Genomic DNA, 20169 nt, shown 5'->3' with positions numbered 1-20169 from the left:
TGCTCGCGAATGGCGGCACCACAAATCTCAAGCGGGAGCCACCGCCTCGTTAATCCCCAAAAACCGGCACAGCTCATCGCGCTTGGCCAGGGCATCGCGCCGCCCAAGGTCGATCAATTCGCTGCAATACCCCGCCTCGAACAGCAAGTAACTCAACACCCCTGCCCCGCTCGTCTTGGTCGCTCCCGGCCCACGCAAAAACAGCCGCAACGCCGCCGGCAACTCCTGGCGATGCCGCGCCGCGATTTCATCGATCGGCTGACTGGGTGAAATCACCAACACCTCCACCGGCGCCACACCCAGTGCGCGGGTCGGCGTGCCTTCGGGCATCAGATGACTGAACTGGTTGAGGCGCTGAAGCAGCTCGATATCGCTTTCCAGGCTGTCGATGAAGGTGCTGTTGAGCATGTGCCCGCCGATCTGCGCCAGCGTCGGCTGTTGCCCGGTGTAAGTGCGCTCCAGCGGTTGCGCCGGATCGAAACCGCGCGGGTTGCCGCTGACACCCACCACCAGCACCCGGCTCGCGCCCAGGTGCAGCGCCGGGCTGATCGGTGCAGATTGCCGCACCGCGCCATCGCCGAAAAATTCATCGCCGATTTTCACTGGCGCGAACAACAGCGGGATCGCCGAACTGGCCAGCAAGTGCTCCACCGACAACTGCGTCGGCACACCGATGCGCCGATGACGCAGCCATGAGTCGATGGTGCCGCCGCCCTGATAGAAGGTCACGGCTTGCCCCGACTCGTAGCCGAACGCCGTCACCGCCACTGCGTGCAATTGCTTGCGGGCGATGGATTCGGCGATGCCGGGCATGTGCAGCTTTTCATTGAGAAGATGACGCAGCGGCGAACTATTGAGCAGCGCCACCGGCATTTGCCGGCCCATGCCCAACAGGCTGTGGCTGACGAACCGACTGGCCTGGCGGATCACCCCCGGCCAGTCGCTGCGCAGCACGCGATGGCTGCGAAAGCCTTGCCAGAACAGCGTCAAGCGTTCGATGGCGGCGCGAAAATCAGTCGCGCCACTGGCCAGGCTGACCGCGTTGATCGCCCCGGCCGACGTCCCGACGATCACCGGAAACGGATTGTCCGCCCCCAGCGGCAGCAATTCGGCAATCGCCGCCAGCACCCCCACCTGATACGCCGCCCGAGCCCCGCCGCCGGAAAGAATCAAACCTGTGACCGGTTCAGCTGGGCTCATCGCAACGCTCCATGGTGCTTATGGGGATGGGTCAATCAACCGCGTTTGGCGTACAGCTTCGGCTCGCCCGGTGGCCGGCTCTTGAAGCGCCGGTGTGCCCACAGATATTGCTCGGGGCACTCGCGCAACACACCTTCGACCCACTGATTGATGCGGATGCAATCTTCTTCTTCGGTCTCGCCCGGAAAACCTTCCAGCGGCGGATGAATCACCAGACGATAACCGCTGCCGTCGGCCAGACGCTCCTGGGTGAATGGCACCACCAGTGCCTTGCCCAACCGGGCGAACTTGCTGGTGGCGGTGACCGTTGCAGCCTGAATGCCGAACAGCGGAACGAAGATGCTTTGCTTGGCGCCGTAGTCCTGATCCGGCGCGTACCAGATCGCCCGGCCTGCGCGCAGTAGCTTGAGCATGCCGCGCACGTCGTCACGCTCCACCGCCAGCGAATCGAGGTTGTGCCGCTCGCGGCCCTGACGCTGGATGAAGTCGAACAACGGGTTCTTGTGCTCACGGTACATGCCGTCGATGGTGTGTTGCTGGCCGAGCAGCGCTGCGCCGATTTCCAGGGTGGTGAAATGCACCGCCATCAGGATCACGCCCTTGCCTTCGCGCTGGGCCTTTTGCAAATGCTCCAGACCTTCGACGTGAGCCAGTTTCGCCAGACGCTGACGCGACCACCACCAGCTCATCGCCATTTCAAAGAAGGCGATGCCAGTGGAAGCGAAGTTTTCCTTGAGCAGGCGCTTGCGTTCGGCGGCGGACTTTTCCGGGAAACACAGTTCCAGATTGCGCTTGGCGATGCGCCGCCGGTCGCCGGCGAAGCGATACATCAAGGCACCAAGAAAACGACCGATGGCCAGCAAGGCCGGATACGGCAGCTGCACGATCAGCCACAACAGCCCGAGGCCGCACCAGAGCGGCCAGAAGCGTGGGGCAAGAAATGCTTTTCGAAAACGCGGGCGATCCATTAAAGCTTCCGTAAATACAGTGGCCGCGCATTCTACATCGTTCGACCCGGCTTGCGGCCTGCGGGCGTTCTCGTTATAAGTCTCGGCACTTTTAGTGACAAGCCGTTGTATGCCGACATGAGCCAAACCGAACCGAAAGACCAAGATCCCGTGTTCCAGCTGAAGGGCAGCATGCTCGCCATTACGGTGCTGGAGCTGTCCCGCAACGACCTGGACAGCCTCGATCGGCAATTGGCCGCCAAAGTCGCCCAGGCACCGAATTTTTTCAGCAACGCGCCGCTGGTTCTGGCGCTGGACAAACTGCCGCCAAGCGAAGGCGCCGTCGACCTGCCGGGCCTGATGCGCGTGTGCCGCCAGCACGGCCTGCGCACCCTGGCGATCCGCGCCAGCCGCATCGAAGACATCGCCGCTGCCATCGCCATCGACATCCCGGTGCTGCCGCCGTCCGGCGCCCGCGAACGACCGCTGGAAAGCGCTGAACCCGTCGCCCCGAAGAAGCCGGAAAAACCGCCGGAGCCGGCCGTCAAACCGACCCGCGTCATCACCACGCCAGTACGTGGTGGCCAACAGATATATGCCCAGGGTGGCGATCTGGTGGTGGTGTCCTCGGTCAGCCCGGGGGCGGAACTTCTCGCCGATGGCAACATCCATGTATACGGCCCGATGCGCGGTCGTGCGCTGGCCGGAGTCAAGGGCGACACCAAGGCGCGGATTTTCTGTCAGCAATTGAGCGCTGAACTGATCTCCATCGCAGGCCATTACAAGGTTTCCGAGGACCTGCGTCGCGATCCGATGTGGGGTTCGGGCGTACAGGTCAGCCTGTCGGGCGACGTGTTGAACATCATTCGGCTTTAACGGATACTGCCGCATTTTCCAAGCATCTCTAAAACGTAGCGAAAACGGCTCAAACGAAGTAGGAAAAAGGCCAAAAGCCGAATTCCAGCCAAGGCTGTCCGACTGCAGTAGTTTTCAAGAGATGTTTTTCAGGGGCTGAACAGTCCTTCTTCCTTAGGGGTGAAACACCTTGGCCAAGATTCTCGTGGTTACATCCGGCAAGGGTGGTGTGGGTAAGACCACCACCAGCGCCGCTATCGGTACCGGCCTCGCTCTGCGCGGCCACAAAACAGTGATCGTCGACTTCGACGTGGGCTTGCGTAACCTCGACCTGATCATGGGTTGCGAGCGCCGCGTGGTGTATGACTTCGTCAACGTCGTGAACGGCGAAGCCAACCTGCAACAGGCCCTGATCAAAGACAAGCGCCTGGAAAACCTCTACGTGCTGGCCGCCAGCCAGACCCGCGACAAAGACGCGCTGACCCAGGAAGGCGTGGAAAAAGTCCTGATGGAGCTCAAGGAACAATTCGAGTTCGTCGTCTGCGACTCCCCGGCGGGTATCGAAAAAGGCGCCCACCTGGCCATGTACTTCGCTGACGAAGCGATCGTCGTGACCAACCCTGAAGTGTCCTCGGTACGTGACTCCGACCGCATGCTCGGCCTGCTGGCCAGCAAGTCCCGTCGCGCCGAACGCGGCGAAGAGCCGATCCAGGAACACCTGCTGATCACCCGCTACCACCCGGAGCGCGTCGAAAAAGGCGAAATGCTGGGCGTCGAAGACGTCAAGGAAATCCTCGCCGTACGCCTGCTGGGCGTCATTCCGGAATCCCAGGCCGTACTCAAGGCCTCCAACCAGGGCGTACCTGTGATCCTCGATGATCAGAGCGACGCCGGCCAGGCCTACAGCGATACCGTTGATCGCCTGCTGGGCAAGGAAAAAGAACACCGGTTCCTGAATGTCGAGAAGAAGGGATTCTTCGAGCGTCTGTTTGGAGGTAGGTAATGAACCTTTTTGACTTCTTTCGTGCCAACAAAAAGCCAAGTACCGCCTCGGTCGCGAAAGAGCGTCTACAGATCATCGTGGCGCATGAACGCGGCCAGCGCAGCACCCCTGACTACCTGCCATCCTTGCAGAAGGAACTGGTGGAAGTGATCCGCAAGTACGTCAACATCGGCAACGACGACGTACACGTGGCACTGGAGAGCCAGGGCAGCTGCTCGATTCTGGAACTCAACATCACCCTGCCAGACCGCTGAGTCGATCCGGCAGGAACGACGGCGGCTCAGGGCCCTTCCGACACCGGAGGGGCCCTGAGCCGCCGTTGGCATTTGTTACGAGGCTGTTTTAATGCCGTTGTCCAACGTCCAAATCATTCATCAGGACGCCGCCGTTCTGGTGGTGAACAAACCCACCCTGTTGCTCTCCGTCCCCGGCCGGGCCGACGACAACAAGGACTGCCTGATCACCCGCCTGCAGGAAAACGGCTACCCGGAAGCGCGTATCGTCCATCGTCTGGACTGGGAAACTTCAGGGATTATTCTGCTGGCCCGTGATGCCGATACCCACCGCGAACTGTCACGCCAGTTTCACGATCGTGAAACAGAGAAAGCCTACACTGCGCTCTGCTGGGGTCAGCCGGAACTGGACAGCGGCAGCATCGACTTGCCGTTGCGCTACGACCCGCCGACCAAACCGCGCCATGTGGTGGATCACGAACTCGGCAAGCACGCGCTGACTTTCTGGCGTGTACTGGAGCGTTGCGGCGACTGGTGCCGCGTCGAGCTCACGCCGATCACCGGCCGGTCGCACCAGTTGCGGGTGCACATGCTGTCGATCGGTCACCCGTTGCTCGGTGATGGTCTCTATGCCCACGAGCAAGCCCTCGCGGCCTGGCCACGACTGTGCCTGCACGCGAGCATGCTCAGCTTCACCCATCCCCAGTCCGGCGAACGCTTGCGTTTCGAATGCCCGGCACCGTTTTAAGCACTGTCAGACCCGGCAGTGCCCGATTTAAAGGATTTTGTTCCGGATGAGTTGTACCGATTCCCTGGCAACACCCGTCAAGAAGACCCGTCATCAACTGCTCTACCTGATTTACGGCAATCAGGATGTCTACCGGCGCGAAGCCAAGTTCAGCATCCTGACCGCCCTGTCCCAGGCCAAAAACGGCAAACGTCCGGCGATCAGGATTCTCACTGACCGGCCGCAAGACTACGAAGGCTGGCCGGTCGACACCGTGTTGCTCGACGAAGCGACCCTGACTCGCTGGCAAGGACACAACGGCTACCACCATCGGCGCAAGGCCTGTGCGATTGCCGCCGGCCTGCAACTGGCCGAGAAAACCCTGTTCGTCGACACCGACACGCTGTTCACCAGCCACCCGAGCAGCCTGTTCCAATATATCGAGGCGAATCAGTCGGTGATGGATCGCTTCGAATACGACTGGAAAGACGTCTTCGAACGGCCTGACTACCTGAAGCTCGCTCGCGACCTCAGCGTCCACGGTGTTTCCCCGCAGAACGGCTTCAAACTCTACAACAGCGGCCTGTGTGGCATCACCGACCGCGACTCGGCGTTGTTCGAAGAATCGATTCGCCTGATCGATGAGTGGACGGCCGGCGGGTTCGAGATCCACACCATCGAGCAGATCGCCCTGTCCTACGCGATGCGTGAACGGCCGGTGGTGGAAGCGCGCAAACACGTCTACCACTACTTCGCGGAAAAACGCTTCTTCCACGCGATGCAGGCGTTTTTCTTTGCCCAGCACGGCGAGAAATTCAGTCAGCGACTGGTGGACCTGTGCACCGACGTGCCTCGGGTCAAACCCTTTCCGTCCGCCTGGCAGCGCCTGAAGATCAAGTGGAAATTGCGCAATCAAAGCGGTGTCATGCGCAAGGTCGGCCGGGATCTGTTGTACGGCAGCGCCGCGCCGGATCACCCTTACTACAGCGCCTGTCGTCATGAATGGTGGGAATGCGCCTCGCGGGAAATTCTGCGCTGGGACGAGAGCCGGCAGAAAAGGCTTCTGGAACAAAGCCGCTGGCCAAAACAGCTGCCGCGTCCCGACAAGCCGGAAGACGAAAAAGTGATCATGAACTATCTGAAAAAACGCGTGGCCGCCGCTCGTTGACGCGAGCGGCACATGTCATGTCCCAAGCATCAGGCCGATGCGTTAAACTCCCGCCCATTGCTGTCTGGAGCTTCTTATGCGCGAAGAGTTGAACCAAGGCCTGATCGACTTCCTCAAGGCCTCCCCTACCCCGTTCCACGCCACCGCCAGCCTTGTTCAACGCCTGGAGGCCGCCGGTTATGTGCGCCTCGACGAGCGCGAAACCTGGCACACCGAAGCCAATGGTCGTTACTACGTCACCCGTAACGATTCCTCGATTGTCGCGATCAAGATGGGCCGCAACTCGCCGCTGCACGACGGTATCCGTCTGGTCGGCGCCCACACCGACAGCCCGTGCCTGCGGGTCAAGCCACAACCTGAACTGCAACGCCAGGGCTTCTGGCAGCTCGGTGTCGAAGTGTACGGCGGCGCGCTGCTGGCGCCATGGTTCGACCGCGACCTGTCGCTGGCCGGCCGCGTCACCTTCCGCCGTGATGGCAAGGTCGAAAGCCAATTGATCGACTTCAAGGCCCCGATCGCGATCATTCCCAACCTGGCCATTCACCTCAACCGTGAAGCCAACCAGGGCTGGGCCATCAACGCCCAGACTGAACTGCCGCCGATCCTTGCGCAGTTCGCCGGTGACGAACGCGTGGACTTCCGCGCGGTGCTCACCGATCAACTGGCCCGCGAGCACGGCCTCAACGCCGACGTGGTGCTGGATTACGAGCTGAGTTTCTACGACACCCAAAGCGCTGCGGTCATCGGTCTGCATGGCGACTTCATCGCCGGTGCTCGCCTCGACAACCTGCTGTCGTGCTACGCCGGCCTGCAAGCTCTGCTGACCGCCGACACCGAAGAAACCTGCGTGCTGGTGTGCAACGACCACGAAGAAGTCGGCTCCTGCTCGGCGTGTGGCGCCGACGGCCCGATGCTCGAGCAGACCCTGCGCCGTCTGTTGCCGGAAGGTGACGAGTTCGTCCGCACCATCCAGAAATCCCTGCTGGTCTCGGCCGACAACGCCCACGGCGTACACCCGAACTACGCCGAGAAGCACGACGCCAACCACGGGCCGAAACTCAACGCCGGCCCGGTGATCAAGGTCAACAGCAACCAGCGCTACGCCACCAACAGCGAAACCGCCGGTTTCTTCCGTCATCTGTGCATGGCCCAAGAAGTCCCGGTGCAAAGCTTCGTGGTGCGCAGCGACATGGGTTGCGGCTCGACCATCGGCCCGATCACCGCCAGCCACCTGGGCGTGCGCACGGTCGACATCGGCCTGCCGACCTTCGCCATGCACTCGATCCGCGAACTGTGCGGCAGCCATGACCTGGCCCATCTGGTCAAAGTGCTGAGCGCGTTCTACGCCAGTCGCGAATTGCCGTAGAACACAGCCGGGGATCGCAGCCTCGGGCTGCGATCCCTCCGGCCTGTAAAACCGGCTCATTTCTGATACACATCACCACCGGTCGGCAAAATCCCACCTAGACTTAAATCATTCCCTTCGACAAGGCTGTCGCCATGATCTCGATGTCTGCGTTCCACTCCATGCTCATTCCCATCCTGTGCGGAATGATTCTGCTGGCCATCGGCTTCAACTTCCGTGACAAGAACGCCGGTGTGTTCGCCATGTGGATCGGCATGCTGATGATCCTGGCCACCGTGGTCTACAAGATCCTCGCCAAACTCAACGAATAAATCCGCGCCCGGCTCGCATTGAATCTGGCGGGCTCGTACACTCGCCCGATCCGCCCCTTGCGAGGTTGACCGCCTAGTGTTCGCTCGTCTTTTTGCCCTGCCCTGCCTGTTTCTCGTCTGCCTGATGACCCTGATGTCACCGGCACCTGCCGACGCCGCCGGTCTGCCGGGGCTGCTCACGGGCTCCGGCAAGGCTCAGCCCGAGGCTCAGGAACCGCTCGGCCAGTCGCTGGACGAAGTCATCAAGTCGCTGGAAAACGACAAGCAACGCGCCCAGTTGCTGACCGATCTGAAAAAACTGCGCGACGCCACGAAAAAAGCCCAGGCCAGCCCGGAAGAAGGCGTGCTGGGACTGATCGGCGGCACCCTCGCTACTTTCGAAAAACAATTCACCGGCGCCGACAGCCCGCTCAATCGCTGGTCCGCCGAATTCGACATGGCCCAGGACGAGCTCAAAGGCCTGATGCTGCCGGCCAGCGAATGGCTGCCGATCATCTTCGCCTTCGCCGTGATCCTCGCGGTCTGGAGCCTGCTCGCCGCTGCGCTGATCTGGCTCGGCCACCGGGTACGCATGCGCTTCGGCCTGACCGAAGAACTGCCGCAAAATCCCCGGGCCCTCGACATGCTGCGCTTCGCCCTGCGCAAGCTCGGCCCCTGGCTGATTGCCTTGGTAATCACCGTCTACATGAGTTACGCACTGCCGTCGTCACTGGGCAAAAGCCTGGCGATGGTGCTGGCTTATGCACTGGTGGTCGGCACCTGTTTCTCGGCGATCTGCGTGATCGCCTTCTCCGTACTCGACGGCCCGCACCGCCATCGCGCGCTGTACATCCTGCGTCACCAGGCCTTCCGCCCGTTGTGGCTGATCGGCAGCTTCGCCGCCTTCGGTGAAGCCCTGAGCGATCCAAAACTGGTGGCCGGCCTCGGCGTACACCTGGCTCACACCGCCGCCACCGTCGCCAACGTCCTCGCGGCGCTGTCGACCGGTCTGTTCATCCTGCGCTTCCGCCGGCCGATCGCCCACCTGATCCGCAACCAGCCCCTGTCCCGCCGTCTGACCCGCCGCGCCCTCAGCGACACCATCGAAATCCTCGGCACCTTCTGGTACATCCCGGCGCTGGTGCTGGTGGGCATTTCCCTGTTCGCCACCTTCGTCTCCGCCGGCGACACCAGCACCGCCCTGCGCCAGTCGCTGATCTGCACCGTGCTGCTGGTGTTGTGCATGGTCATCAACGGCCTCGTCCGCCGCCACGCCCTCAAACCCCAACGCGGGCCGAAACGCCACGCGCTGTATTCCGAGCGCCTGAAAAGCTTCTTCTACACCCTCGCGCATTTGCTGGTGTGGCTAGCCTTCATCGAACTCGGCCTGCGGGTCTGGGGCATGTCACTGATCGGCTTCACCGAAGGCGAAGGCCACGACGTCAGCGTCAAACTGTTCAGCCTGATCGGCACGCTGATCTTCGCGTGGCTGATCTGGATCCTCAGCGACACCGCCGTCCACCACGCCCTCACCCGCTCCCGCAAAGGCCTGGCCAACGCCCGCGCGCAAACCATGATGCCGCTGATCCGCAACGTACTGTTCGTGGCGATCTTCATCATCGCCCTGATCGTCGCCCTGGCAAACATGGGCATGAACGTCACGCCCCTGCTGGCCGGTGCCGGCGTGATCGGCCTGGCCATCGGCTTCGGCGCGCAGTCGCTCGTAGCGGACCTGATTACCGGCCTGTTCATCATCATCGAAGACTCCCTGGCCATCGACGACTACGTCGACGTCGGCGGCCACCTCGGCACCGTCGAAGGCCTGACCATCCGCACCGTACGCCTGCGGGACATCGACGGCATCGTCCACACCATCCCGTTCAGCGAAATCAAAAGCATCAAAAACTACTCCCGCGAATTCGGCTACGCGATCTTCCGCGTGGCCGTGCCGTTCAACATGAGCATCGACGAAGCCATCAAACTGATGCGCGACGTCGGCCAGAAAATGCGCACCGACCCGCTGCAACGCCGCAACATTTGGTCGCCACTGGAATTTCAGGGCGTGGAAAGCTTTGAATCCGGTAACGCGATATTGCGCGCAAGGTTCAAGACTGCACCGATCAAACAGTGGGAAGTTTCACGGGCATTCAATCTGTCGCTGAAACGGCATCTGGATGAGGCAGGACTGGACCTGGCGACGCCGAGGATGAATGTGCAAGTCATCACAGCAGGCGGTGGTGGCCAAACTCAAGAATAGGGCTACCGTCAAAGCCCTCTTCGCTGGCAACCCAACTCCCACCACTCAACACGATGAGCGTTAGCTCGAGTAAAGCTTTTGACGTGCCGGCCCCATCGGAAGGCAGAGTGGAGGGATTCATCCGGGGGTGGGAGCGCAGCGACCGTTCGACGAAGTCGAACACATCGAGAGGAGGTGCAGCGAAGCAAACCGTAGGCGATGCCCCCGGATGAATCCCGTAACGAAGGAACACCGAGCCAAAGCGAGGTGCCGAACGCCGGGGCCCAGACCTTTTGGTTACTTTTGGGGCGTTTGCCAAAAGTGACTCGCCGTAAGGGCGAAACCATAAGCCGCAACACCCGAAGAAACGGATATTCACACAAAGCGATCAAACCACATCAACCCCAACGTGAATCGCATCATGCCGCCAAAACTCCAGATCACAATCAATCAACCGCCCAGCCTGATCATAATTAACCCGAGCAATCCTCAACCCCGGACTCCCCACCGAAACCCGTAACCCCGCCGCCGCCTCCACCGACAACGACGTCGGAACAATCTCGAACCGCACCCGCCCATAGTGCAAATCGTAATGCCGCGCATAAAGCTCGGTAATCGACTGATTCAAATCAAACTCCAGAATCCCCGGAAAAAACTGCGGATTCAGATAATGCTCCACATACAACACCAGCCGCCCATCGATCCGCCGCGACCGGCAAATCTGGATCACGCTCGACAACGCCGGCAACTGCAACCAGGCACACACCGCCGCTGACGCCGGTTGCAAGCGCGCCGAAATCACCTCGGTCGACGGCACCCGCCCCTGCGCACTGACCATCGCGTGAAAGTGACTGCGCTGCATCAGGTTGTAAGCCAGACGCGGTGGCGACACGAACCAGCCCCGCCGCTCCTCGCGATAAATCTGCCCTTGCGCCTCCAGCTGCAACAAGGCTTCCCGTACCGTAATCCGCGTCGTGCCGAACAGCTCACTGAGCTTGCGCTCGGCCGGCAGCTTGCTCCCGGCCGCCAGCAACCCGTGGTCGAGCTGCTCCTGAAGGATCTGGCCAATCGCTGTCACCGCTTTTGTTGCCTCATCGCGCATCAACGTTACCTATCTGGACTAGACCAGCACTGTTTCGGGGCAAAACCGCACGACTATTGCGCCGTTCGGTCGTGCTGCAAGCCTAGGCAGTGCAGATGACCGAGAGATGACAAAACTACCGAACGGTCGCCCTGACAACTTGCAATACATCGGCCAAGTCCCTTGCCCACCGGGACTTTGCGGGTGGTCTACGCTTAGCGGGCAGCCGTCGATACCGGAGAAATAAAACGCGGGTCGGGTATCCGCCGACATCAAAGTGTCATCCAGCCCCCCTACATTGGCTCAGGTATTGCTGACCTAGACCAACACAAACCGCAATCGCAGCGTTGAACACGACCAAGGAGCTTCGGAATGAAACAGCTTTTCCTGGCAACACTGTTAGGCTCGACCATTGCCATGTGCACCGCCGCCATGGCGGCTGATGATCTGAAAACCCTCGAAGCCGCTGCGAAAGCGGAAGGCGCCGTCAACAGCGTCGGCATGCCCGATGACTGGGCCAACTGGAAAGGCACCTGGGAAGACCTGGCCAAGAACTACGGCCTCAAACACATCGACACCGACATGAGCTCGGCCCAGGAAATCGCCAAGTTCGCCGCCGAGAAAGACAACGCCACCGCCGACATCGGCGACGTCGGCGCGGCTTTCGGCCCGATCGCGGTCAAGCAAGGCGTGGTGCAGCCGTACAAGCCGACCACCTGGGATCAAGTGCCTGCATGGGCCAAGGACAAGGACGGCAACTGGGCACTGGCCTACACCGGCACCATCGCCTTCATCGTCAACAAGAAGCTGCTGCATGGCTCCGAAGTACCGACCAAATGGGCTGACCTCAAGGGCGGCAAATACAAGGTCTCCATCGGTGACGTGAGCACTGCTGCCCAGGCTGCCAACGGCGTGCTCGCCGCAGCGCTGGCCAACGGCGGCGACGAGAAAAACCTCCAGCCTGCCCTGCTGCTGTTCGCAGACATCGCCAAGCAGGGTCGCCTGTCGATGGCCAACCCGACCATCGCCACCATGGAAAAAGGCGAGATCGAAGTCGGTGTGGTCTGGGACTTCAACGGCCTGAGCTACAAGGCCAAGATGGCCAACCCGGATGACTACGTGGTGCTGATCCCGTCCGACGGCTCGGTGATTTCCGGCTACACCACCATCATCAACAAATACGCGAAGAACCCGAACGCCGCCAAGCTGACCCGCGAATACATCTTCAGCGACGCCGGCCAGACCAACCTCGCCCGTGGCAACGCCCGCCCGATCCGCGCCGAGCACCTGCAACTGCCGGAAGACGTGAAAGCCAAACTGCTGCCGAACGAGCAGTACAAGAAAGTCACGCCGATCAAGGACGCCGACGCGTGGGAAAAAACCTCCAAGGCCCTGCCGCAGAAGTGGAACGAAGAAGTCATCGTCGAGATGAAATAAAGCGGCTGATCACCCCTTTGTGATCTGTTGAAAATCCAAAGGTGGGAGCGGGCTTGCTCGCGAAGGCGTCTTGTCAGTCGACATCAATGTTGAATGATCTACCGCTTTCGCGAGCAAGCCCGCTCCCACAAGGGAATGAGTTGATTTCAAGATATTTGAACTTCGCGGAGTTTTTGCCCCTATGAAGCACACCGTCATCCTTGTCGTGCTCGACGGCCTCAACTACGAGGTTGCGCGTCACGCCATGGGGCATCTGCAGGCTTACGTTGGCGCAGGACGCGCCGCGCTCTACCAGTTGGAGTGCGAGCTGCCGGCCCTGTCCCGACCGCTTTACGAATGCATCCTCACGGGCGTGCCACCGATCAACAGCGGCATCGTCCACAACAACGTCTCGCGCCTGTCCAACCAGCGCAGCATCTATCACTACGCCCGTGATGCCGGTCTGAAAACCGCCGCTGCGGCGTACCACTGGGTCAGCGAGCTCTACAACCGCTCGCCGTTCGTGGCGGCACGGGATCGACATACCGATGACCCGACGCTGCCGATCCAGCACGGCCACTTCTACTGGAACGATCACTACCCGGATTCGCACCTGTTCGCCGACGCCGAAAACCTGCGCCTGCGCCACGCCCCGGACTTTCTGCTGATCCACCCCATGAACATCGACGACGCCGGGCACAAGCACGGCCTCGACACCCCGCAATACCGCAACAGCGCGCGCAGCGCTGACATCATCCTCGCCGACTACCTGCAAGCCTGGCTCGACGCCGGTTGCCAGGTACTGGTGACTGCCGACCACGGCATGAACAACGACCGCTCGCACAACGGCCTGCTACCGGAAGAGCGTCAGGTGCCGTTGTTCGTACTCGGTGATGCCTTCAGCCTGAACGCCGGCGCCACGCCGAAGCAGACCGACATCTGCGGCACCGTCTGCGAACTGCTCGGCGTGCCCCACGACAAACCTGTGTGCCGGGAGTTGCTCAAGTGAACTCAATGACTCGCGGCAAATGGCTGGCGGCCCTGTGTCTGGTGCCTTTCGCACTGTTCTTTATCGTGTTCGAAATCGCCCCGCTGATCTGGGTGATGATCAACAGCCTGCAATCCGAAGAATTCGGTGGGGGCTTCGCCAACTTCAGCAAGATCTTCAGTTCGAAGTTCTATCTGCAGGCGATCCAGTACAGCCTCGAAATCAGTTTCTGGTCGAGTGTGTTCGGCATCATCATCGCGGTGCTGGGTGCGTACTCCCTGCGCCGGGTCGATTCGAAACTGCGCAACTTCGTCAACGCTTTCGCCAACATGACCAGCAACTTCGCCGGCGTGCCCCTGGCGTTTGCGTTCATCATCCTGCTCGGCTTCAACGGCAGCATCACCATCATGTTGAAGCAGGCCGGGATCATCGAGGACTTCAACCTGTACTCGAAAACCGGGTTGATCATCCTCTACACCTACTTCCAGATTCCCCTCGGCGTCCTGCTGCTGTACCCCGCATTCGACGCTCTGCGCGAAGACTGGCGCGAATCCGCCGCACTGCTCGGCGCTGACGGCTGGCAGTTCTGGCGCCACATCGGCCTGCCCGTGCTGACCCCGGCCCTGCTCGGCACCTTCGTGATCCTGCTGGCCAACGCCCTCGGTGCCTACGCCACGGTGTACGCGCTGACCACCGGCAACTTCAACGTATTGCCGATCCGGATTGCGGCAATGGTCTCCGGCGATATTTCCCTCGATCCGAACCTGGCCAGCGCCCTGGCCGTGGTGCTGGTGGCGCTGATGACTCTGGTGACCGTCGTGCATCAACTGCTGCTGAAGAGGAGCTACCATGTCTCGCGCTGAATCCGGCCCGGCTGGCGTCTACCACCGCGTCGTGGTCTACCTGCTGTTCGCCATTCTGCTGCTGCCGTTGTTGGGCACCTTGATCTACTCGATCGCCAGCAGTTGGTCGGCGACCGTGTTGCCCAGCGGCTTCACCTTCAAGTGGTACATCCAGTTGTGGAGCGATCCGCGCTTCCTGCACGCCTTCGGCCAGTCGCTGCTGGTGTGCGTCGGGGCGCTGATCCTGTCGGTGGTGCTGATCCTGCCGCTGCTGTTCGTGGTGCATTACCACTTCCCGAAACTCGATGCACTAATGAACATCCTGATCCTGTTGCCCTTCGCGGTACCGCCAGTGGTGTCGTCGGTGGGCCTGTTGCAGCTCTACGGTTCCGGGCCGTTCGCGATGGTCGGCACGCCGTGGATTCTGATCGGTTGCTACTTCACCGTAGCGTTGCCGTTCATGTACCGGGCGATCACCAACAACCTGCAAGCGATCAACCTGCGCGACCTGATGGACGCCGCCCAACTGCTCGGCGCCAGCACCTTTCAGGCAGCTTTCCTGGTGGTGCTGCCGAACTTGCGCAAAGGCCTGATGGTCGCGTTGCTGCTGTCGTTCTCGTTCCTGTTCGGTGAGTTCGTGTTCGCCAACATCCTGGTCGGCACCCGCTACGAAACCCTGCAGGTTTATCTGAACAACATGCGCAACAGCAGCGGCCACTTCACCAGTGCGCTGGTGATCTCCTACTTCTTTTTCGTGCTGGTCCTGACCTGGGTCGCCAACATCTTGAACAAGGACAAAAGCGAATGAGCTATGTCAGCGTCCAACACCTTCAGAAAAACTACGCCGGCACCACGGTGTTCAGCGACATCAACTGCGAAATCCAGAAGGGTGAATTCGTCACCCTGCTCGGCCCGTCCGGTTGCGGCAAATCCACCCTGCTGCGCTGCATCGCCGGCCTGACGCCGGTGGATGGCGGCAAGATTCTGCTCGATGGCGTCGACATCGTGCCGCTCACCCCGCAGAAACGCGGGATCGGCATGGTGTTCCAGAGCTACGCGCTGTTCCCCAACATGACCGTCGAACAGAACGTCGCCTTCGGCCTGCGCATGCAAAAGGTCAACGCCGACGACAGCCACAAGCGGGTTGCCGAAGTGTTGAAGCTTGTGGAGTTGAATGACTTCGCCAGCCGCTATCCGCATCAGTTGTCCGGTGGTCAGTGTCAGCGTGTCGCCCTTGCCCGCTCGCTGGTGACCCGTCCGCGCCTGTTGCTGCTGGATGAACCGCTGTCGGCCCTCGATGCGCGGATTCGCAAACACCTGCGCGAACAGATCCGTCAGATCCAGCGCGAACTTGGCCTGACCACGATCTTCGTCACACACGATCAGGAAGAAGCCCTGACCATGTCTGACCGGATTTTCCTGATGAATCAGGGAAAGATCGTACAAAGCGGCGATGCCGAAACCCTCTACACCGCGCCGGTCGACGTTTTCGCCGCCGGCTTCATCGGCAACTACAACCTGCTGGATGCCGAGAGTGCGTCGAAGCTGTTGCAGCGGCCGATCAACCACCGCATCGCGATTCGCCCGGAAGCCATCGAATTGAGCCTCAGTGGTGAACCCGATGCGCAGATTCGTAGCCACAGCCTGCTGGGCAACGTGATTCGCTACCGCGTCGAAGCCCGGGGCGTGGAACTGGTGGTGGATGTGCTCAACCGATCGGCGGCGGATCTGCATCCCGACGGTCAGCGCCTGTCACTTTCCATCGATCCCACCGCCCTGTGTGAGGTAGCCTGATGACTTTGCTGACACCCAAGAGGGAACTGAACTGATGGCCCTGGCAATTTTTGATCTGGACGAAACCCTGATCCACGGCGACTGCGCCACTCTCTGGAGCGAGCAGATGGGGCGCCTGGGCTGGGTCGATCCCGAGTCGTTCATGCGCAAGAACAACGAGCTGATGGACGCCTACAGCCATGGCAAGTTGCGCATGGAAGACTACATGGAGTTCAGCCTCGAACCGCTGATCGGCCGCACCCAGGAAGAAGTCGAGCACTTGGTTGGCCCGTGGGTTGAAGACTTCATCGAGCCGATCATCTTCAGCGACGCCACCAAGACCATCGCCGCCCACCGCAAGGCCGGCGACCGGATTCTGGTGATCTCGGCCTCGGGCACGCACCTGGTCAAACCAATTGCCGAACGGCTGGGCATCGACGAGGTGCTGGGGATCGAACTGGAAGTGGCGCATGGCGTGTACAGCGGCCACACCGTGGGCACCCTGACCTACCGCGAAGGCAAGATCACCCGCTTGCTGGAATGGCTGGACGCCGAAGAGGAAAACCTTGAAGGCGCGAGTTTCTATTCCGACTCACGCAATGATCTGCCGCTGTTGCTGAAAGTGGATTACCCGCATGTGGTCAATCCGGACCCGGTGTTGCTGGCAGAAGCCGAGAAATCAGGCTGGCCGATCCACCTCTGGAAGTAAGCGATTGTCTTGTGGGAGCAGGCCTGCTCCCACAAGCATCGATGATCAGCTCAGGCTTTCGTCGATCACCAGCACCAGCTTCCCTGCCACCGTGTTGCTCGCCAGCTCGGCGAACGCTGCCTCGGCATCCTTGATCGGAAATGCCTTGGCCAGTTGTGGTTTCAGGCGTCCTTCGGAAAACAGCGGCCACACGTGCTGGCTCAGATCGCTGAACAGATCGGCCTTGAACTGTTCGTCACGGCTGCGCAAGGTCGAGCCCAGCAGTTGCACGCGCTTGGCCAATACCTGGGCCAGATCCAGTTTTGCCTCGCGGCCGCCCATCAGGCCGATCAGCACCCAGCGGCCGTCCTGCGCCATCAGCTTGAGGTTCAGCGCCGAATAATTGCCGCCCACCGGATCCAGGATCACATCGAACGGTCCGAAATCCCGCAGGCTTTCCAGATCGTCGGTGCGAACCACCCCGCCCTGGGCACCCAGCGATTCGCAATAGGCCAACCGCTCAGCCGAGCCGACGCTGACCCAGCATGGATTGCCGAATGCCTTGCACAATTGAATCGCGGCCGAGCCGATGCCACTGGCTCCGGCGTGCAGAAGAACTTTCTCACCCGGTTTGAGCGCCGCAAGTTGAAACACATTCAGCCAGACGGTCGCGTACACCTCAGGCAAGGCAGCGGCCTCGATCAGCGACACGCCTTCCGGAACCGGCAGCACATGCCGTCCGTCGACGACCACTTCTTCGGCCATTCCGCCCCCGGCCAGCAAGGCGCAAACCCGGTCACCGACCTGCCAGGACGAGCCTGCGCCGACCTCGCTGATCACCCCGGAACACTCAAGACCCAGCACCTGGCTGGCACCCGGAGGGGGTGGATAAAGTCCGGCTTTCTGTAATAAATCCGCGCGATTGAGGCCCGCTGCCGCCACTCGGATGCGAACTTGTCCTACATCACATGTAGGACTTGGTTCATCAACCCATGCCACTTGACCTTCAACGCCTTGCAATGCCTTCACAGTGCCTCCATAGTGAGTCTGGACTGAGCCCGAAGCTGTAGCGCCGGGCTTTTTGCATTATGCGACCGGCCCTGGGGTCTGAACGAACGCTGAACAGCAGTTATCGTACAGAGCGTAGAGGTACCGGCGACTTCAAAGACGGCCTAATATGCGTTATCAATTGTCCCCGCGTCGAATCAGCATGAAGCATCTGCTCCCCAGCACCGCCCTCGCTCTTTTCATCGGTATCGGTCTGTTGCCGGTGTCGGGCACCACATTCGCAGCCAACAGCTGGGACAAGTTGCAGCCTGATCGCGACGAAGTGATCGCCAGTCTGAACGTCGTCGAGTTGCTCAAGCGTCACCACTACAGCAAGCCGCCGCTCGACGATGCGCGCTCGGTGATCATCTACGACAGCTATATCAAGCTGCTCGACCCGTCGCGCAGCTACTTCATGGCCAGCGACATCGCCGAATTCGACAAGTGGAAGACCCAGTTCGACGACTTCCTCAAGAGCGGCGACCTCAATGCCGGGTTCACCATCTACAAGCGCTATCTGGACCGCGTGAAGGCGCGTCTGGACTTTGCCCTTGCCGAGCTGAACAAAGGCGTCGACAAGATGGACTTCACCACCAAGGAAACCTTGCTGATCGATCGCAAGGACGCTCCGTGGCTCAAGTCCACCGCCGAACTCGATGACCTGTGGCGCAAACGCGTCAAGGACGAAGTGCTGCGGCAGAAGATCGCCGGCAAAGAGCCGAAGCAGATCCAGGAAACCCTGACCAAGCGCTACAAGAATCAACTGGCGCGTCTGGACCAGACCCGCGCCGAAGACATCTTCCAGGCGTACATCAACACCTTCGCCATGTCTTACGATCCGCACACCAACTATCTGTCGCCGGATAACGCGGAGAACTTCGACATCAACATGAGCCTGTCCCTCGAGGGCATCGGCGCCGTGTTGCAGAGCGACAACGACCAGGTGAAAGTCGTGCGTCTGGTGCCGGCAGGCCCGGCCGACAAGACCAAGCAGGTTGCTCCGGCCGACAAGATCATCGGCGTTGCCCAAGGCAACAAAGAGATGGTCGACGTGGTCGGCTGGCGTCTGGACGAAGTGGTCAAGCTGATCCGTGGCCCGAAAGGCACCGTGGTGCGTCTGGAAGTCATCCCGGCCAGCAATGCGCCGAACGACCAGACCAGCAAGATCGTGCCGATCACCCGTGAAGCGGTGAAGCTCGAAGACCAGGCCGTGAAGAAGTCCGTGCTGAACCTGAAACAGGACGGTCGCGACTACAAGCTCGGCGTGATCGAGATTCCGGCGTTCTACCTCGACTTCAAGGCCTTCCGTGCCGGCGATCCGGACTACAAGAGCACCACGCGCGACGTCAAGAAGCTGCTGACCGAACTGCAGAAAGAGAAAGTCGACGGCGTGGTCATCGACCTGCGCAACAACGGCGGCGGTTCCCTGCAGGAAGCCACCGAGCTGACCAGCCTGTTCATCGACAAGGGCCCTACCGTACTCGTGCGTAACGCCGATGGCCGGGTCGATGTGCTTGAAGATGAAAACCCGGGCGCATTCTACAAAGGCCCGATGGCGCTGCTGGTCAACCGCCTGTCCGCCTCGGCTTCGGAGATCTTCGCTGGCGCCATGCAGGACTATCACCGTGCGCTGATCATCGGTGGCCAGACCTTCGGCAAAGGCACCGTGCAGACCATTCAGCCGCTGAACCATGGCGAACTGAAACTGACCCTCGCCAAGTTCTACCGGGTTTCCGGTCAGAGCACCCAGCATCAGGGCGTACTGCCGGACATTGATTACCCGTCGATCATCGACACCAAGGAAATCGGCGAAAGCGCCCTGCCGGAAGCCATGCCGTGGGACACCATCCGCGCGGCGATCAAACCGGCGAGCGATCCGTTCAAGCCGTACCTGGCCCAGCTGAAATCCGAGCATGACACCCGTTCCGCCAAGGATGCGGAGTTCGTGTTCATCCGCGACAAGCTGGCCCTGGCACAGAAGCTGCTGGAAGAAAAAACCGTCAGCCTCAATGAAGCCGAACGCCGTGCCCAGCACGCCGACATCGACGCCAAGCAACTGGCGATGGAGAACATCCGTCGCAAGGCCAAAGGCGAAGAACCGCTCAAAGAGCTGAAGAAAGAAGACGACGACGCCCTGGCAGCCGCCGAGCCGGACAAGGTCAAACCGGAAGACGACGCCTACCTGAGCGAGACCGGGCGCGTGCTGCTGGATTACCTGAAGCTGAGCAACCAGGTCGCAAAGAAGTAAGGTGATGGCAATTTAATGCTGACGATCCCCGGATCGTCATCAAACAGTCATCATTCTGTCG

The 20169-nt window shown here is 60.8% G+C and carries 19 protein-coding genes; 15 read left to right on the top strand and 4 right to left on the bottom strand.

Annotated features, from left to right (window positions below; all coding sequences use genetic code 11):
• Nucleotides 1–27 precede the first annotated feature (27 nt).
• A complete protein-coding gene (locus tag QR290_RS10015; protein ID WP_289204812.1) occupies nt 28–1200 on the bottom strand; it encodes a patatin-like phospholipase family protein in 1173 nt (390 codons plus the stop codon).
• Between the two features lie 35 nt (nt 1201–1235).
• Nucleotides 1236–2168 (bottom strand): lipid A biosynthesis lauroyl acyltransferase, encoded by a 933-nt coding sequence (locus QR290_RS10010; protein ID WP_115077092.1) that lies wholly within the window; start codon nt 2166–2168, stop codon nt 1236–1238.
• Between the two features lie 117 nt (nt 2169–2285).
• Between QR290_RS10010 and minC the strand changes: the two genes are divergently transcribed.
• The 8 genes from minC (at nt 2286) to QR290_RS09970 (ending at nt 10046) form a co-directional block, all read left to right on the top strand.
• Entirely contained in the window at nt 2286–3023 is a 738-nt protein-coding gene (minC, locus tag QR290_RS10005; RefSeq protein ID WP_007960063.1) for a septum site-determining protein MinC, read from the top strand.
• Nucleotides 3024–3192: 169 nt separating this feature from the next.
• Nucleotides 3193–4005, top strand: coding sequence for a septum site-determining protein MinD (gene minD / locus QR290_RS10000; RefSeq protein ID WP_064378705.1), 813 nt, complete (start codon nt 3193–3195; stop codon nt 4003–4005).
• Nucleotides 4005–4259, top strand: a complete 255-nt coding sequence (minE, locus tag QR290_RS09995) for a cell division topological specificity factor MinE (RefSeq protein ID WP_007960071.1) — start codon at nt 4005–4007, stop codon at nt 4257–4259. Before minD ends, minE begins: the two co-directional genes overlap by 1 nt.
• A gap of 91 nt (nt 4260–4350) precedes the next feature.
• Complete coding sequence (locus QR290_RS09990; protein WP_007960072.1) at nt 4351–4986, top strand: RluA family pseudouridine synthase; 636 nt, start codon at nt 4351–4353, stop codon at nt 4984–4986.
• A gap of 46 nt (nt 4987–5032) precedes the next feature.
• The gene (locus QR290_RS09985) at nt 5033–6133 is read left to right on the top strand and encodes a hypothetical protein (RefSeq protein ID WP_115077091.1); all 1101 of its coding nucleotides are present in this window, start codon (nt 5033–5035) and stop codon (nt 6131–6133) included.
• Between the two features lie 76 nt (nt 6134–6209).
• The gene (locus QR290_RS09980) at nt 6210–7499 is read left to right on the top strand and encodes a M18 family aminopeptidase (RefSeq protein ID WP_289204811.1); all 1290 of its coding nucleotides are present in this window, start codon (nt 6210–6212) and stop codon (nt 7497–7499) included.
• A gap of 134 nt (nt 7500–7633) precedes the next feature.
• Nucleotides 7634–7810, top strand: coding sequence for a hypothetical protein (locus QR290_RS09975; RefSeq protein WP_007960078.1), 177 nt, complete (start codon nt 7634–7636; stop codon nt 7808–7810).
• Nucleotides 7811–7886: 76 nt separating this feature from the next.
• Nucleotides 7887–10046: a mechanosensitive ion channel family protein gene (locus QR290_RS09970; protein ID WP_115077090.1), complete on the top strand. Its 2160-nt coding sequence runs from the start codon at nt 7887–7889 to the stop codon at nt 10044–10046.
• Between the two features lie 367 nt (nt 10047–10413).
• Here the strand turns inward: QR290_RS09970 and QR290_RS09965 are convergent, their stop codons facing one another.
• Nucleotides 10414–11127, bottom strand: coding sequence for a UTRA domain-containing protein (locus QR290_RS09965; RefSeq protein ID WP_289204810.1), 714 nt, complete (start codon nt 11125–11127; stop codon nt 10414–10416).
• 351 nt (nt 11128–11478) lie between these two features.
• Between QR290_RS09965 and QR290_RS09960 the strand changes: the two genes are divergently transcribed.
• The 6 genes from QR290_RS09960 to QR290_RS09930 all read left to right on the top strand — a co-directional run bounded on the left by QR290_RS09960 (nt 11479) and on the right by QR290_RS09930 (nt 16834).
• Nucleotides 11479–12543: an ABC transporter substrate-binding protein gene (locus QR290_RS09960; RefSeq protein ID WP_115077089.1), complete on the top strand. Its 1065-nt coding sequence runs from the start codon at nt 11479–11481 to the stop codon at nt 12541–12543.
• A 181-nt stretch (nt 12544–12724) separates the two neighbouring features.
• Nucleotides 12725–13531, top strand: coding sequence for an alkaline phosphatase family protein (locus tag QR290_RS09950; RefSeq protein WP_289204809.1), 807 nt, complete (start codon nt 12725–12727; stop codon nt 13529–13531).
• A 5-nt stretch (nt 13532–13536) separates the two neighbouring features.
• The gene (locus QR290_RS09945; RefSeq protein ID WP_289205279.1) at nt 13537–14373 is read left to right on the top strand and encodes an ABC transporter permease; all 837 of its coding nucleotides are present in this window, start codon (nt 13537–13539) and stop codon (nt 14371–14373) included.
• A complete protein-coding gene (locus QR290_RS09940) occupies nt 14360–15160 on the top strand; it encodes an ABC transporter permease (protein ID WP_065261898.1) in 801 nt (266 codons plus the stop codon). Before QR290_RS09945 ends, QR290_RS09940 begins: the two co-directional genes overlap by 14 nt.
• Nucleotides 15157–16146, top strand: a complete 990-nt coding sequence (locus QR290_RS09935; protein WP_011333173.1) for an ABC transporter ATP-binding protein — start codon at nt 15157–15159, stop codon at nt 16144–16146. The genes QR290_RS09940 and QR290_RS09935 overlap by 4 nt, the downstream gene beginning before the upstream one ends.
• A 34-nt stretch (nt 16147–16180) precedes the next feature.
• A complete protein-coding gene (locus QR290_RS09930; protein WP_289204808.1) occupies nt 16181–16834 on the top strand; it encodes an HAD family hydrolase in 654 nt (217 codons plus the stop codon).
• Nucleotides 16835–16879: 45 nt separating this feature from the next.
• Here QR290_RS09930 and QR290_RS09925 read toward each other — a convergent pair whose 3' ends face one another.
• Nucleotides 16880–17842, bottom strand: a complete 963-nt coding sequence (locus QR290_RS09925; protein WP_289204807.1) for a zinc-binding dehydrogenase — start codon at nt 17840–17842, stop codon at nt 16880–16882.
• A gap of 181 nt (nt 17843–18023) precedes the next feature.
• On the opposite strand from QR290_RS09925, the gene QR290_RS09920 reads away from it, so the two are divergent.
• The gene (locus tag QR290_RS09920; protein WP_205350856.1) at nt 18024–20108 is read left to right on the top strand and encodes a carboxy terminal-processing peptidase; all 2085 of its coding nucleotides are present in this window, start codon (nt 18024–18026) and stop codon (nt 20106–20108) included.
• Nucleotides 20109–20169: the final 61 nt, after the last annotated feature.

The organism is Pseudomonas fluorescens (genome assembly GCF_030344995.1).
GTDB lineage: Bacteria > Pseudomonadota > Gammaproteobacteria > Pseudomonadales > Pseudomonadaceae > Aquipseudomonas > Aquipseudomonas fluorescens_BF.
This window is presented reverse-complemented; position numbering and strand designations above follow the sequence as displayed.